Raw genomic sequence first — 16086 nt, 5'->3', positions numbered from 1 at the left:
TTGAGTTTAATTTGAAATGAATTTTTTGGATTTTTTTTTAAAATAAAACCAGTCAATCTCTCGACTGGTTTTATTTCATCATTTGTGTTTTCCTTGTGTTGTGTTTTTGCAGTGCAAATATGATAAAATTCATTAAAATCAAACGAAAAACAAGCTACTCATCACCTACTCTATGTTTTAAAGCAATGATAATCAAAGCATTACAAATTATTGAAAAACACATAAGTATCTAATTCATTAGGGATATTAAGTTTAGAACGTACTCTGTATTTTTTATTTTGCGCCGTTCTTACCGAAATAAAAGTGTAATTGGCAATTTCTTTTGATGAAAAATTAAGTTTCAGAAGCGCACAAAATTGCAATTCAGAATTGGTCATTTTCGGATTTATTTCTAATAATTTTTTTTCAAAATCTGGATATAAATCTAGAAATCTAGAATAAAAGTTAGCATTGTTGGATTTGGCTAAAGAAATCACTTCATCTAATAGGTCACTTACCTTCCCTTCTAAATTCACAAGCTCTTTCTCTTTTTGAACTAGCGTTCTTTGAATTTCTTCTTTCTCAAGCTTTTTTCTTTTAAAGTTTCTAATGAAATAAAAAAGGAAACCTACTGATAATAAAGCTATTAAAAAAGAAAAAACAGCTACTTTGGTCTTGCTTTTATTTTCGTTTTCGGCGATTTCTGAAACTTTTTTAGCTTCTTTTGCGATTGTATTTACCCCATTGAGTTTCTCAATATTTTCTTCTTGTAAATTTTCTAAGAATAATAACTTGTATTTGTTATGCTCTTTCTCATTACCAATTTTTTTATAAGAATCTTGAAGCAAATCATAGATAGAAGTCATGTAGTAACTGTCTTGCACTTGATTGTTTAATTCTTCGGCTTTTTTCAGAAATTCTATTGATTTATTATATTGCCCTTTCCTGTTATATACCTCTCCTAGTCCTACATAATTGCCTACATTATAGTTTTTTACTTGAATTTTTTCTTGTAGGTTCAATGATTTTTGAAAATAAAAAGCGGCAGAATCTAAATCAATAGAAAGATATTGTAAACCTATATTGCTAAATCCTTTGGATTTTTGGTTCTTTTTTTCTATTGGATTTTTGATTTTATCATACTCAGGGATTGTTTTTTTGATGTAATTAATGGCTTTGTCAAATTTCTCAGTATGGGTATATAAATCAGAAAGGAATTGGTAATTATTGGCTAAAATGAGGTTTTTATCGTGGAAATCATTAGATAAAATAAAATTTTGTGCGCTCAATAATTTTTTTTCGGCATCTTCATACATTTCCAAAAAATTTAAGGTGATGCCCAATCTATTCATAGCAATAGCTTCTAATCTTTTGTTTTTAGAAGATACTGCTTCTTTTTCTAATCTTTGTGCTATTTGATATGCTTTGTTGTAATCTGCTTTGGTAAAATAATAAAAGGCTTTATTGTTAAGCACTTCTAGCTCTGCGTTGTAATTTTTGCTTTGTTTGGCTTTTTTCTCTAAAGTTAATAATTCTTGAAAGCCTTTTTCCATATCACTTTTCATAAGTGATTGATTAGCAATTATTTTGGACACCAAAGAATCTGTTTTTTGCCCAAAAACAAACGCAGTAAACACTAAGAAAAACAATACATATTTCTTCATTTCATCCCAATTTTCTTAAATTTCATCTGTGTTTTGATAGCAAATTAAGAATTTTTTTTTGAATATCTGGTAATTTTATGAGAATTATACGAATTTTTTCGAATTACGTGAATTTAGGGAGTTGGAAGATGGAAGTTGGGAGATGGAAGTTGGGAGGAAAAAAATGGAAAATTATATTTACCTCGGTCCTAAAGGATGCAAAATCTTCCATTTTTTTATTGGAGAAGGATTTTGATTGGATGTCACAAAAAAATCCATTCAACTTTTGCGGTGAATGGATTTATTCTTAACTACCCCGTCTTCAAAGAAGTGGAATTTAGGGAATTGTTATTCTCCGTTGTATTTTTCTACTACTTTCTGAGAAACTCCGGTATTGCTGAAACCACCGTCATTGAACAAGTTTTGCATGGTGACTCTCTTGGTTAAATCTGAGAACATGGCTACACAATAATTAGCACAATCTAATGCAGTAGCGTTTCCGAGCGGCGACATATCTTCTGCAAATCCTAAGAAACCTCCAAAACCTTTCACTCCAGAACCAGCGGTAGTCATGGTAGGAGATTGAGAAATGGTGTTTACTCTTACTTTTCTTTCGCCCCAATAGTAGCCGAAAGTTCTAGCGATAGATTCTAGGTAAGATTTATTATCTGCCATGTCATTATAATCTGGGAAGGTACGTTGAGCAGCAATGTAAGTAAGTGCCAAGATAGAGCCCCACTCATTCATACAATCTTTTTCCCAAGCTGTTTTCATTACTTTGTGGAAAGAAACGGCAGATACATCCCAACCTTTTTCTAGCCAATCATAATTAATATCTGTGTAATGTTTGCCTTTTCTAACGTTAACAGACATCCCAATGGAATGTAAGATAAAATCAATTTTTCCGAATTTTGCAATAGCAGCATCAAAGAGTTTTTCTAAATCTTCCATAGAAGTAGCGTCTGCGCCAATTACTTCTGAACCTGTTTTTTCTGCTAAAGCGTTTATTTCGCCCATTCTCATAGCGATAGGAGCGTTAGAAAGGATAAATTCTGCACCTTCTTCGTGGCAACGTTCTGCCACTTTCCAAGCGATAGATTGGTCATTAAGTGCACCGAAAATAATTCCTTTTTTACCTTTAAGTAATCCGTACATAATAATTTAATTTTGGCAAATTTAAAATAATTATTGTTTACAGCATAAAAAAAGAACCGATTTCTCGGTTCTTGCAAACAAAAATTTGATTTTATGAATAACTATTATTAGGAGGTTTGTAATGATGGGTACAAAAATTTGTACTTTTAACGAATACAAATTTAGCAGAAGAATTGCAAAAAAAATGTTAAGCAATTCATAAAGTTTTATTAAAGTTTAAAAAGCTTATATTCAATTAATTAAAAGTAATAATTAAAGTTTAAGATAAAATGGAAAAAATAAGATGTGCATGGTGCGGAAAAGATGAACTGTATCAAAAATATCATGATGAAGAATGGGGAAAACCAGTATATGATGACGAGACTATTTTTGAGTTTTTGGTTTTAGAGAGTTTTCAGGCTGGGTTGAGTTGGATTACGATTCTGCGAAAGCGTGAGAATTTCAGAAAAGCATTTGATGATTTTGATTATAAAAAAATAGCCCAATATCCCGATGAAAAAGTAGAAGAACTGATGCAAGATGCAGGAATTATAAGAAATCGACTAAAAATAATGGCAACTATTTCTAATGCACAAAAATTCATGGAAGTACAACGTGAATTTGGGAGTTTTTCTCAATATATTTGGGGTTTTGTAGGTGGTAAACCCATTATAAACTTGCCAAAAACATTAAAAGAAGTACCTGCAACTACTGAAATTTCTGATCAATTGGCAAAAGATCTTAAGAAGAGAGGTTTTAAATTTCTGGGTTCTACGGTAGTTTATGCGCATATGCAAGCTACAGGAATGGTAGATGACCACGTAATTGATTGTTGGGTAAAATAGATTTTATTTTTCACTTATTGAGTTCAAAATAAAACAATAGTTTCAATTTCAAATATCTGATAATAAATACAAAATCTATAAAAGCTAGTTCTATCGCTAATAAGATACCTTTAAAAAAAGGAAAAATTTAGTTATATTTGAAAAAACTTCTTTACAATGAATTATCAAAAAATTCTATTCTCTTCTGCTATTCTGGCTTTTTCATTTTATCACGCTCAAAAACTTCAACTCAATACTACCTCACCCGAAGAACGTTGGAAAGGTTATGAACAAAGAAAAGAACTAGAAAACCGCTCTATTTTTAAAAATTTAAATTTTAGAAATATTGGTCCCACTACCATGAGCGGTAGAGTAACAGATATAGATGCTAATCCTGAGAATCCTATAGAATTTTATGTAGCTTATGCTTCTGGTGGATTGTGGTACACCCAAAATAACGGAACCACCTTCACTCCTATTTTTGATAAAGAAGCTGTAATGACTATTGGCGATATTGCAGTAGACTGGAAAACCAAAACCATCTTTATAGGGACCGGCGAAAGCAATTCTTCTCGTTCATCTTATGCAGGAATGGGCATTTTTAAAAGTACGAACCAAGGGAAAACTTGGCAAAATCTAGGCTTAAAAGATACACATCACATTGGAAGAATTGTGGTAAATCCGGAAAACCCGAATGAAATTTGGGTAGCAGCAGTTGGACATTTGTATTCTCCAAATGCAGAAAGAGGTATTTTCAAAACAACTGATGGTGGCAAAACTTGGAAAAACACCCTTTCGGCAGACCAAAACTCTGGAGCAATTGATTTCGCCATCAATCCTCAAAATCCAAAAGAAGTTTACGCAACGCTTTGGTATAAAGAACGTAAAGCGTGGAAATTTGTAGAAAGTGGTGCTTCTTCTGGAGTTTTCAAATCGAATGATGGTGGAGCATCTTGGCAAAAAATTTCAACAAAAAATTCTGGCTTTCCAGCTGATGAAAATGTAGGTAGAATTGGGCTTTCTATTTTCCCAAAAAATCCGAATATTATTTATGCCATCGTTGACCATCAAAAAAACAGACCTGTTTCAACTACAAAAGAAGAAAAGACAGAAAAATCTTTGGACAAAGCCAAAATGCAAAAAATCACCAAAGAAGAGTTCTTGGCTTTAGATGATAAAACCATCAATGAATATCTAGACGGAGAACGTTTCCCAGAAAGATACACCTCTGAAAATCTAAAAAAATCAGTACGAGAAAATAAAATTACCGTAAAAGATATATTTAACTATACACACAACGGGAATGATGATTTATTCAACATCGAAATTGAAGGTGCAGAAGTTTACCGCTCTGATGATGCTGGAAAATCTTGGAAAAAAACCAACGAAAAAAATCTAGATGGTTTGTATTATACCTATGGATATTATTTCGGTCAAATTTGGGTTTCTCCCACCAATCCAGATAAGGTAATTATTGCTGGAGTTCCGATTTTGGTATCGGAAAATGGCGGAAAATCATTTAAATCTATAGATTCACCAAACGTACATGCAGACCATCACGCTATTTGGTTTAACCCTAAAAATGATAATCATTTTATCAATGGAAATGACGGCGGAATCAATATTTCTTATGACAATGGGAATTCATATATTCACTGCAACTCTTTGCCTGTTTCGCAGTTTTATTCTGTGGATTATGATTTAGAAAAACCATACAATGTGTACGGTGGAATGCAAGATAATGGTGTTTGGTATGGACCATCAAGCAATAAATTTGATTATAAAAAAGGAAAATTTGACAACGGTGACAATTTCAAATTCCTTCTTGGAGGAGACGGAATGCAAGTTCGTGTAGATTTCCGAGATAATGCCACTATTTACACTGGTTTTCAGTTTGGGAATTATTTTAGAATTAACAAAAAAACCAATGAAAGAAAATATCTAGAAGTTCCAAGAGAAATTGGTGAAAACCCACTTCGTTTTAATTGGGAAGCACCTTTCCAGATTTCTCGTCATAATCAAGATATTGTTTATTTTGGTGCACAAAGCGTTTACAGAAGTATGGACAAAGGCGAAACTTGGCAAAAAATATCTGGAGATTTAACCAGAAATACCAAACAAGAGAACGTGCCATATTCTACCCTTTCAACCATAGAAGAAAGTCCGAAAAAATTTGGTTTAATTTATGCAGGAAGTGATGATGGATTGGTGAATGTAAGCAAAGACGGCGGAAATTCTTGGCAAAAAATAGGAGATTTCCCGGGATTTTGGGTTTCTATGGTACAACCTTCTTCTTTTTCGGAATCTAGAGTTTATTTAAGCTTAAATGCCTACCGAGAAGATGATTTCCGTGCTCTGCTTTACAGTTCTGATGATTTCGGGAAAACTTGGATAAAAATTGGCGAAGATTTACCTTTAGAACCCATCAACGTTATAAGAGAAGACCATAACAACGAAAATCTTTTGTATGTAGGAACGGATAACGGTTTGTACATTTCACTTGACCGAGGAAAAACGTTTATGTCTGCCAATAATGCCACTCTTCCAAACGTTGCTGTTCACGATTTGAAAGTTCATCACAGAGATAATGAATTGATTGTAGCAACTCATGGTCGCTCTATTTATATTGCCGATGTGAAGAAATTACAAAAAATGACTGCTGAAGATTTAGCTAAGGAATTAATCATTTATGATGTAGAAAGCATTAATTTCAAAGAAAATTGGGGCAAAGCCAATAATAATTTCACTGAAATTGAAAAGCAAAATTTCCCCATAGAATTTTACACTAAAAATGCTGGAAAAGCTGTCATTAGAATTAATAATGCACAAAATGAAACGGTAAAAACCATTCATCAAACCGCTGATAAAGGCTTTAACATTGTTGATTATGATTTAACGGTAAATGCTGCAGAGAAGTCTAAAAAAGCAGATGATGGCCATGTTTACATTACTCCAGGGAAATATACCTTAGAAATTTCTATTAACGGAGTTACGGAAAAGAAAACGCTGGAAGTGAAAGAAAGACCAAAATCTAAAAGCAAAAGAGTAACCGAAGTTCCGCAAGGAACGATGTCTCCGGGAGAATTTAAAAAGTGGAGAAAAGAAGTTGGTTTCAAAAAGCAGTTATGATTTTAAAACGCAAAGAATTTAAAAAAAATATATCTTTTAGTGAGCAAAGCTTATTCCGTAAACGGAATTGATTAAGCTAACGCTTCAAGAGTGAATTTATTCACTTTCTTTGCTTCCTTAAAATCTTTGTAAAGCAATAATAATCTTTGCGTTTAAAAGTTAACACAAAAAAAGTCCCGAAATTTTCGGGACTTTTCTATTATTTTACACTTGGGATAACGATGAGACTTTCGTTCCCTGAGTTATTTACGGCTTGCACTGCAAAGAAATAATTGTCTTTAGAGTATGGCAATTTGATTGAGTTTTCTTTGGTGAAAAATTTCTTTTGCCAAGTTGAAGCATCTGTTTCGCGCATGAGAACGTAGTAACCAGCTACTTCTCCATTTTTTGGTTTTTCCCAATGAATGGTGGTGAAATTGGTTAATTCTTTGACCTCCATTTTTACATTTTCAGGTTTTGAAGGAGATTTTGCCAAGTTAGCCAACACCGAAACATTGATTCCTACGTTTTTCTTAAAATATTCAAAATCCATAAATTCTGGTAAATCCCCATATTGTTTACCGTTTTCTTTTCTGATATCTTGGTGTTGATGGTCATAATTTTCATTAAATTCCGTTAATCTCACCGCTGCAAAACCTTGATTTACAAAAGAAGTATGGTCGCCCCCGCGAAGAAATCTATCGTTTCTATAAATCAATTTCACTTCTAAATTATCAACATAACGCTCTCCTACTTCTTTGATGTATCTTGCCAATTGTCTGGCGTCGCCATCGTTTTCTAAACCTAAATTTCTGATATTTTGTGCTTTTTTATCCCAATCAAATTGCGGCAAACCTTCGGAAAAAACTCTTAACTGATTGGCATTAATTAAATTGGTTTCACTGGAGAGATTATTCCCAATCATATCATTATTCAGCAAAGCTTCTAACTGCCAATTTTCGGTTTTTGCTTTCTCGGCAAGCATTTTAGCGCCTAACAAGCCTTGTTCTTCACCAGAAAATGCTACAAAAACTATAGTTGCTGGGAATTTAGATTGGCTCAGAATTCTTGCAGATTCTATTACAGCGCCTACTCCGCTGCCATCGTCATTGGCACCTGGTGCGAAATCTTTTGCATTCATGACATCAGAAACTCTGGAATCAAGATGACCGCCCATCATAAAAATTCTTTTATCATTAGGGTCAGTTCCATGTAAAATGGCAATGGCATTTCCTAAATCAGTTGCTTGATTGATTCTCTTGCCATCTGGCTGAATGGTTTGGTTTTGCAGAAAAACTTCCATTCTTCCATCAGCATTTTTAGCATAATTTCTGAATTTAGAAAGCACCCAACTTCTAGCTGCGCCAATTCCTTTTTTAGCATCAGTTGTAGAACTCATGGTATGACGAGTTCCGAAACTAACTAGTTTATTGATGTGAGATTTCAAAGAATCTGCACTCACTTGTGACACATAATTCGCTATTTGTGCATCTCTGGAAACGGTCTGTTGCGCAGAGAAAAATGCAGGAATTAAAAGAAGAGAGCATATTAATTTTTTCATATTTAAGTTTAAGTGTTAATACTTTTTATTTCAATTTCAATATTTCATTACAGAAATTCTCTACCACCGCACCATAAGTAGCCCAAGACGTAATAATTCTGATGGCAGATTTCTCTGAATCTATTTTTTTCCAAACATAAAAATCAAATTGTTCTGAAAGTTTCTCAATTTGAGAATTTTCTAAAATAGGGAAAATTTGGTTGGTATCTGTTTCAGCTAAAAAATCTGCGCCAATTTCTTGGAAAGCTTCTTTTATTTTTTCGGCTTGTAGATTGGCATGTTCTGCCAATTCCCAATACAAATCATTTTTTAGAAGTTCTTGAAACTGAATTCCGAGTAATCTTCCTTTGGCCAACAGTGCTCCTTTTTGCTTCAGATGAAAACCAAATTCTTCTTGTAAACTCACGTTATTGATTACAATAGCTTCTCCTATTAATGCGCCGTTTTTGGTTCCTCCTAGATAATATACATCTGTTAATCTGGCGATGTCTTCCCAAGTTATATCGTTGCTTTTAGCAGTAAGAGCGTGCCCTAATCTAGCTCCATCCATAAAAAGATATAGGTTCTTTTCTTTGCAAAATTCTGAAAGATTTTCTAGTTCTTTTTTGGTGTAAATGGTTCCTACTTCGGTAGAATTAGAAATGTAAACCAACTTCTGTTTCACCTGATGCGGAACATTGGTATGTACCTCTAGCACATTCTGAATATCTTCTGGTCTTAGTTTTCCATCTTTGGTTTCTACACCGTGTACTTTATGTCCAGTCGCTTCTATGGCACCAGATTCATTGGTAAAAATATGTCCTGTATTGGCAGAAACTACACTTTCGTGAGGTCTTAAAATACTGGAAATCACAATGAGATTAGCTTGTGTACCACCGCTTACCAAATGCACTTTGGATTGTGGAGATTTTGATTTTTCTCTGATGATGTTTGCTACATTTTCTGAGTAAATATCTAGTCCGTACCCGTTTTGTTGGTCTAAATTATATTTTGAAAGTGCCTCCAAAATTTTGGGATGGCAACCTTCGGAATAGTCATTTTTAAAAGAAAATTTCATTATTATTTTTAAAATTTATTTCAACAGTTGGCTTCTAACAAAAGAATAACCATAAGTTTTTAAGATGATTTTACCATTCTTATCCAAAATGTAGAATTTAGGATTGGCAAATGCATCTAGATTTTCTTGGGTTTTGGTATCCCCCTCTTTATAAGTTACATTTACCCAATCTTTTAAATTATTTTTATCTACAAAATCCTTCCAAAGTGTAGAACTACCGTTTAAGATGGCCAATTTACCTATTTTTTGGTTGGTTTCTTTTTCTAGTTCTTCTATTTCTTTGGTCAATTTAGGCACTTCGGTTTGGCAATGTTCGCAAAGTGGGTCGTAGAACATTACAATATTTACTTTCTCATTTTTAAAATCTGAAAAACGGTAAGTCTCGCCATTTATTTTTTTCATCTCAAACTCTGGCAAAACTGCACCAACAGGCAATTTAGTAAAAGAAGATAGTTTCTTAAATGTAGAATTATAGAAAGAGTTTTGTAGTTCAACACAAGATTTAGTATTTACATATTGATTAAAAACATATTGTGCTGTATCATTTATATTCTGTGTTTGATGAAGTTCTAAATTTTTGAAAATCCATTCTACATAAAATTTGAAATTAGGGCTCTCACAGTTTTGTTTGTTTAAAAGTAAATCTACCCCAGATTTATAATTTTCGTTATCAATGGGCAAAGCACTGAAGAAGTTATTAAGAAAAGCATAGGCATTGGGCATTAACTGAATAGCTTTATCATTAAGATTTACCCCATTTAAGAGGCTTTTTCTGAAAGTAGCACCATCAATATTATTTGGTTTTTTTAGTGTTTTTCTTAGCTCAAAAAGGGTAAAAATTTTGAGTGCTTCATTTTGTGGAAATTTAGCTTGAAGCGTTTTTAGTGCTGTATTTTTTTGTTCAGATGCGGGCATTTTTTGATACTCCAAAAAAGATTTATTGAGTGCATCATTGGTGGTTAGTTCATTGGCGTTATCAGTATTTAAAGCAAAATTTAGTACATTTCCGTTGCTCAATAAAATATCAGATTTGGCAGGTTTTCCAGAAATTGCCATTTGATAAATTACAGGAATAATTTTTTGCTTTTGTTTAAATGAAATAGTTTCGGAATTGGTTTTTACTTTTACGCTATCTATTCTATAGGCTTGTTTGTAACTTCCGCTATAGATAGAAAGTTTGATGGTTTTACCTGCTAGGTTTTGGGTTTTAATATTGATGATGTAACCATCAGATTTAGTGGATGGTACAATTTTGGTTACAGAATTCTGCGAGAATAAAAAAATAGAGGTAAGGATTGTTAAAAAAAACACGAATTTCTTCATTTGATTTTTCTTTTAAACAAAGATATTGAATATAATTAGAAAAAATATTATAGAAATTTTAAATAATGTGTAACCTTTCTATAGAAATAATCGTATAATAAAATAGAACTCTTATTTAGGAGTTAGAATAGTATATGAGACAGCTTAAAATTACAAAACAAGTTACGAATAGAGAAACCGCTTCTCTAGACAAGTACTTACAAGAAATTGGTAAGGTAGAACTCATCACCGCAGATGAAGAAGTAGATTTAGCACAGCGCATTAGAGCGGGTGATAGAGCGGCTTTAGAGAAATTAATTAAAGCAAATTTGCGTTTCGTGGTATCAGTTTCTAAGCAATACCAAAACCAAGGTTTATCACTTCCGGATTTAATTAACGAAGGAAACCTAGGATTAATGAAAGCTGCTAAAAGATATGACGAGACCAGAGGTTTCAAATTTATTTCTTATGCAGTTTGGTGGATTAGACAATCTATTCTACAAGCTCTAGCAGAGCAATCTAGAATTGTAAGGCTACCATTAAACAAAATTGGTTCTATCAACAAAATCAACAAAGCTTATGCCCACTTAGAACAAGAAAATGAGAGACCACCTTCACCAGAAGAATTGGCAGAAGTTCTAGACATGAGCGAAGAAGACATTAAAGAATCTATGAAAAACAGTGGTCGTCACCTTTCTATGGATGCACCATTGGTAGAAGGAGAAGATTCTAACTTGTATGATGTTTTACGTTCGGGAGAATCACCAAGTCCTGATAAAGATTTGATGCTAGAATCTCTACAAATCGAGATTGAAAGAGCATTACAAACGCTTACTCCAAGAGAAGCTGATTTGGTAAGATTGTATTTCGGATTAAACGGAAAACATCCTATGACTTTAGAAGAAATAGGCGAAACATTTGATTTAACCAGAGAAAGAGTAAGACAGATTAAAGAAAAAGCCATTAAGAGATTGAAACACAACTCTAGAAGCAAAATCTTGAAATCTTACCTAGGTAAATAATTTAGCTGATAGCTTATAGCTACTAGCATTTAGCAAAAAGTGGCGAAATATTTTCGCCACTTTTTTATTTAAAAAGAAATCAATTTCTTAACAAATGAAATTTAGTACAAAAATTCATAAACCACAAAAGTGACAAAAGAAATGATTGAAAACAAGTGTTTCAAAAGTAAAAAAAGCGAAATATTTTACTTTTTTTACTTTTGTATTGCTTATAGGTAAAAAAAATTTTGTCACTTTTGCGGTTAAGACATTATTTTAAAAATTGTCATGTATTAAGCAAATGAAATCAAAAATTTTAAGAAAAAGAATTTTTGCTTTTTTATTAGATTATTTAATCTATTTTACCTTTTGTCTTTTTTATCTTATCTATTTTGGTGATAAAAATGATGAAGATGCATACTATGTTTCAGGTTTTAAAGCATTACCAATCTTTTTATTTTGGATAATTTATTTTGTAGTTACCGAATCTATTTTAAAAGCAAGTTTGGGACATTATTTATTAGATTTAAAAGTAATTCAAATTAATAACAAAAAAATTGAGATTAAACATTCTTTCAAAAGACATTTACTAGATTTTATCGATTTTTCTTTTTTCGGATTACCAGCATATATTAATATTAAAAACTCTGAAAGAGGACAAAGAATTGGAGATCTATTTGCAAAAACAACAATTATAGAAAGTAAAAAATAAAATGAAAACAAAACTCATTGCCCCCTCTGTTTTAGCAGCAGATTTCGGGAATTTACAACGCGATATCGAAATGATCAATCAATCTGCTGCAGATTGGTTTCATGTAGATGTAATGGATGGTAGATTTGTGCCCAACATTTCATTTGGTTTTCCTGTGATGAAAACCATTCATCAACATGCCAAAAAATTCATAGATGTGCACTTGATGATTGTAGAGCCAGAAAAATATGTAGAAGAATTTATCAATTACGGAGCAGACTTGGTTTCTGTACATTACGAAGCGTGCACGCATCTACACAGAACCATCAATTTTATTCAAGATAAAGGGGCCAAAGCTGGTGTGGTGCTTAATCCTTCTACTCCGGTTTGGGTTTTAGAAGATATTATTACAGAAGTTGACTTGGTACTTTTGATGAGCGTAAACCCAGGATTTGGTGGACAAAAATTTATTGAAAATACTTATAAAAAAATCAGAGAAACCAAAGAATTGATTCTTGAAAATAATTCTACTGCTTTAATTGAAATAGACGGTGGTGTGAATACAGAAAATGCGGCAAAACTTTTCGATGCCGGTGCAGATGTTTTGGTAGCAGGAAATGCTGTTTTTGCGAGTGAAAATCCTGAAAGAACCATTGAACTGTTGAAAGTTTAATCTAAAAAAATGGAAAATAAAAAGACTATTTTTGAAAAATTAATAGATGCCATTTATTGGATAGAAATCGTTGCCTCTCCTACTATTATTGGGCTTGCAATTGGTTATGCCTGCAAATATTATTTAGAAAGTAGCTTTTTATTTGGTTTTTTCACAATTAGTGGAATTATTTTAGGAATAAAATTTGCCAATAAAATTGCAAAAACTAAAGGAACAACAGAATTTATTTCAAGAATAAGTGCATCGCCAGATATAGATGATGCTATGAAGGATAAAAAGTAAAAAGTTCGAGAAATTCTCGAACTTTTTTATTTTATGTGTTGAAATTTATTAAAAAATCTCTCTTCCAGAAAAATGGAAAGTAGCTTCTATCAAAGCATTTTCATCAGAATCAGAACCGTGTACTGCATTTTCTCCTACACTTCTTGCATATTTTTTTCTAATCGTCCCTTCAGCAGCTTCTGCTGGATTGGTAGCGCCAATTAATTTTCTGAAATCCTCTACTGCATTTTCTTTTTCTAAAACGGCAGCTACAATAGGACCTGAAGACATAAAATCTACCAATTCTCCATAGAAAGGTCTTTCTGCGTGAATTTCATAGAATTTTTTAGCATCTGCTACGGTAAGTTGAGTTAATTTTAAAGCTTTGAATTTAAATCCTGCATTAGAAATCATTTCTAAAATCGCCCCAATGTGGCCATCAGCAACCGCATCTGGCTTAATCATTGTAAATGTAATGTTACTTGACATAATTTTTTTTAAATTTTTTTTGCAAATGTAATATTTTTTTTTGTAGTTTTGCAATGGAAACTTATTCAACGAGACGCCATTTTCTTTTTGGCACGTTATTTGTAATAATAATAACGATTCTCATGTTTAATTTGAGTTTTCATGGTTATTAGTTTTTACCTCCAATGAAAATTGGAGGTTTTTTTATGTTAAAAAATAATGTTAGATTTGAAAATTAATTCATCTAACAACAACATGAACTCTTTAACAGAAGAAAATTATCTAAAAGCTATTTTTCATTTAATGGATGCTGAAAATCAAGTTACCGTAAATGAGCTGAGTAAGTTTTTAAACATTAAAATGCCATCAGTGAATAGCATGATGAAGAAGTTTGCGGATAAAAATTGGGTGATCTATGAGACTTACAAACCGATAAAAGTTACAGAATCTGGAATGAAAGAATCTGCCATAGTTGTAAGAAAACATAGACTTACAGAGATGTTTTTGGTAGAAAAGATGGGATTTGGTTGGGAAAATGTACATGAAATTGCAGAACAACTAGAACATCTACATTCTGAGATTTTTTTTGATAAGATGGATGAATTATTGAATTACCCCAAAATAGACCCCCATGGTGAACCCATTCCTGATAAGGATGGTAACATTATCAATCAAAACTTTAAAAAACTCAGTGAATGCAAAATAGGAGATGTTGTGATTCTGCGTTCTGTAACCATCTCTACAGATGATTTTTTAAATTATCTGAATCAAAGAGAGTTGTCATTAGGAAAAGAGATAGAAATTTTATCCATAGAAAAATTTGATTCTTCTTTTACGATAAGCTATGACTCAAAAAAAGAATCTATGAGTAAAATGGTTTGCGAAAAACTTTTGATTACCAAAAAATAAAAAGTTCTGAAAACATCAGAACTTTTTATTAAAAATACTATTTATAAAAGAATTATTTACCCGCTTTGAGAGCTGCTTCTACAGCTTTCATTTCTTGGAATTTAGCATCATTATGAGCGGTTTGATAAAGTCCTTTTAAAAGTGAAACTACTTCTAAATTTTTAGAATCTAAAGCATACCATTTTTCAGCATAAGGAAGAGCTTTAGCAAATCTATCTCTTCTTTCGGCAAGGAGTTTGTTAAACAATTCTGTTTTTTTTGCTTTTCTGGCAGCATCTATAGCTTCAATGGCTTTATCATCTCCATTAATATAGATATTAAAAATCACTCCTTGTAAAGCCTCTTTATAGGTAGGGTCAATTTCTAAGGATTTTTTAAAATAACCTTCAGCTTCTGCCATTTTAGAAGGGTCTTTACTTGCTAAAACACCTAGATTATACCAGCTTACTTTATCGGTAGGGTCTTTGGCTACTTGTTCTTTTAGGTTAGACATGAACTGGTCCATTTTACCAGATTTATAGTAAGTTGTTCCTTTTTGTTCAGAAAGTTTAGAACTTTTCGGAAATTTTACTAATCCTTTTTCGATGATATTTAAAGCATCATCATATTTTTGAGCATCTATGTATAAAGCAGCAGCCGTTTCATACAATTCTTGTTCAACACTAGGGGTTTTTTCTTCTTTAAAATCAGTATATTCTGATGTAGCCCCCATTTTTTTATAAAGGTCAAAAGTATTTTTATCAAGAGATTCTACTTGTCCTGATTTTTTATTTTTGGCTTTGTATTCAGATTTTACACCAGTATACCCTTCATCAATCAATTCTTTGAATAATTTAGAAGACTCATCAGCAATATTTCCTTGTGCAAAAGCCAATGCAGCATAATACTTGTAAACTTTATCTTCGCTTCCGGCTGCTTTTAATAGGTTATGAATTTCTAAAAATCCTTTTCCAGCTTGAGCATAGTTTTTGGCATTGTACTCCTTCATGGTTTCCTCATTTATTTTATTGAGGATAGGATTAACTTCGTTTCCAATTTTAGAAGTTGTAGTAGGAACATAAGTTTCTTCTTTAAGGCCAGTAACACCAGATGCATCTGCTTCTGATTTTCCTACAAAATACACTTTTTGTTTTTCGGAGTTTTTACCTGTGTAAATTTTAGCTTTTCCTAATTCACTAATTTTTGCTAAAATTTCGGCACCTTCAGAAGTTTTACCCGCTTTTAATAAAGCAATTCCTTTTGCATAATAATATTGTTCTAACACTGAAGGCTCTAGCAAGTAGGTTTTACCTCCTAAACTAGCTTCAGCAGCAGAAATTTGAGAGTTAGCGGTAGCTACATCTCCAGATTCAATAGCTTTAAAAGCATTAGCAATTTCTTTTTTCTGTGCCAATGAAAAACTGAAAGCAAGAACTGCTGCAGTTAAAATTATTTTTTTCATAACGCTAAATTTGATTTTAATGAAAAAGGACAAG

The 16086-nt window shown here is 32.3% G+C and carries 14 protein-coding genes; 7 read left to right on the top strand and 7 right to left on the bottom strand.

What is annotated here, in order from left to right; translation table 11 throughout:
- Positions 1-200: 200 nt before the first annotated feature.
- Both IEW40_RS01580 and IEW40_RS01575 read right to left on the bottom strand, forming a co-directional pair.
- Complete coding sequence (locus IEW40_RS01580) at positions 201-1643, bottom strand: tetratricopeptide repeat protein (protein ID WP_188616321.1); 1443 nt, start codon at positions 1641-1643, stop codon at positions 201-203.
- A gap of 327 nt (positions 1644-1970) precedes the next feature.
- Positions 1971-2780: an enoyl-ACP reductase FabI gene (locus IEW40_RS01575; protein ID WP_188616787.1), complete on the bottom strand. Its 810-nt coding sequence runs from the start codon at positions 2778-2780 to the stop codon at positions 1971-1973.
- 266 nt (positions 2781-3046) lie between these two features.
- Between IEW40_RS01575 and IEW40_RS01570 the strand changes: the two genes are divergently transcribed.
- Together IEW40_RS01570 and IEW40_RS01565 are read left to right on the top strand one after the other, a co-directional pair.
- The gene (locus IEW40_RS01570) at positions 3047-3601 is read left to right on the top strand and encodes a DNA-3-methyladenine glycosylase I (protein ID WP_188616320.1); all 555 of its coding nucleotides are present in this window, start codon (positions 3047-3049) and stop codon (positions 3599-3601) included.
- A gap of 156 nt (positions 3602-3757) precedes the next feature.
- A complete protein-coding gene (locus IEW40_RS01565) occupies positions 3758-6709 on the top strand; it encodes a VPS10 domain-containing protein (RefSeq protein WP_188616319.1) in 2952 nt (983 codons plus the stop codon).
- 199 nt (positions 6710-6908) lie between these two features.
- Here IEW40_RS01565 and IEW40_RS01560 read toward each other — a convergent pair whose 3' ends face one another.
- Genes IEW40_RS01560 through IEW40_RS01550 form a run of 3 tightly spaced genes read right to left on the bottom strand, consistent with a single transcriptional unit; the run spans position 6909 to position 10629 of the window.
- On the bottom strand, positions 6909-8249 hold the full coding sequence (locus IEW40_RS01560; protein WP_188616318.1) for a M28 family metallopeptidase: 1341 nt from the start codon (positions 8247-8249) through the stop codon (positions 6909-6911).
- Positions 8250-8274: 25 nt separating this feature from the next.
- Positions 8275-9306 carry a threonine aldolase family protein gene (locus IEW40_RS01555; protein ID WP_188616317.1) on the bottom strand — a complete coding sequence of 344 codons (1032 nt, stop codon included), beginning with the start codon at positions 9304-9306 and terminating at the stop codon, positions 8275-8277.
- Positions 9307-9321: 15 nt separating this feature from the next.
- Positions 9322-10629 carry a peroxiredoxin family protein gene (locus IEW40_RS01550; RefSeq protein ID WP_188616316.1) on the bottom strand — a complete coding sequence of 436 codons (1308 nt, stop codon included), beginning with the start codon at positions 10627-10629 and terminating at the stop codon, positions 9322-9324.
- Between the two features lie 134 nt (positions 10630-10763).
- Between IEW40_RS01550 and IEW40_RS01545 the strand changes: the two genes are divergently transcribed.
- From IEW40_RS01545 to IEW40_RS01530, 4 genes are all read left to right on the top strand, one after another.
- Positions 10764-11630: a sigma-70 family RNA polymerase sigma factor gene (locus IEW40_RS01545; protein WP_028121529.1), complete on the top strand. Its 867-nt coding sequence runs from the start codon at positions 10764-10766 to the stop codon at positions 11628-11630.
- Positions 11631-11910: 280 nt separating this feature from the next.
- Positions 11911-12321 carry an RDD family protein gene (locus IEW40_RS01540; RefSeq protein ID WP_188616315.1) on the top strand — a complete coding sequence of 137 codons (411 nt, stop codon included), beginning with the start codon at positions 11911-11913 and terminating at the stop codon, positions 12319-12321.
- A gap of 1 nt (position 12322) precedes the next feature.
- Positions 12323-12973, top strand: a complete 651-nt coding sequence (gene rpe / locus IEW40_RS01535; protein WP_188616314.1) for a ribulose-phosphate 3-epimerase — start codon at positions 12323-12325, stop codon at positions 12971-12973.
- Between the two features lie 9 nt (positions 12974-12982).
- Positions 12983-13255, top strand: coding sequence for a hypothetical protein (locus IEW40_RS01530; protein ID WP_188616313.1), 273 nt, complete (start codon positions 12983-12985; stop codon positions 13253-13255).
- A 48-nt stretch (positions 13256-13303) separates the two neighbouring features.
- Here the strand turns inward: IEW40_RS01530 and IEW40_RS01525 are convergent, their stop codons facing one another.
- Positions 13304-13723 carry a nucleoside-diphosphate kinase gene (locus IEW40_RS01525; RefSeq protein ID WP_188616312.1) on the bottom strand — a complete coding sequence of 140 codons (420 nt, stop codon included), beginning with the start codon at positions 13721-13723 and terminating at the stop codon, positions 13304-13306.
- Positions 13724-13957: 234 nt separating this feature from the next.
- Between IEW40_RS01525 and IEW40_RS01520 the strand changes: the two genes are divergently transcribed.
- Positions 13958-14611: a metal-dependent transcriptional regulator gene (locus tag IEW40_RS01520; protein ID WP_188616786.1), complete on the top strand. Its 654-nt coding sequence runs from the start codon at positions 13958-13960 to the stop codon at positions 14609-14611.
- A gap of 52 nt (positions 14612-14663) precedes the next feature.
- Here the strand turns inward: IEW40_RS01520 and IEW40_RS01515 are convergent, their stop codons facing one another.
- On the bottom strand, positions 14664-16052 hold the full coding sequence (locus IEW40_RS01515) for a tetratricopeptide repeat protein (protein WP_188616311.1): 1389 nt from the start codon (positions 16050-16052) through the stop codon (positions 14664-14666).
- Positions 16053-16086 lie beyond the last annotated feature (34 nt).

Origin of the sequence: Cloacibacterium rupense (assembly GCF_014645495.1) — a bacterium.
In the GTDB taxonomy this organism is placed as follows: domain Bacteria; phylum Bacteroidota; class Bacteroidia; order Flavobacteriales; family Weeksellaceae; genus Cloacibacterium; species Cloacibacterium rupense.
This window is presented reverse-complemented; position numbering and strand designations above follow the sequence as displayed.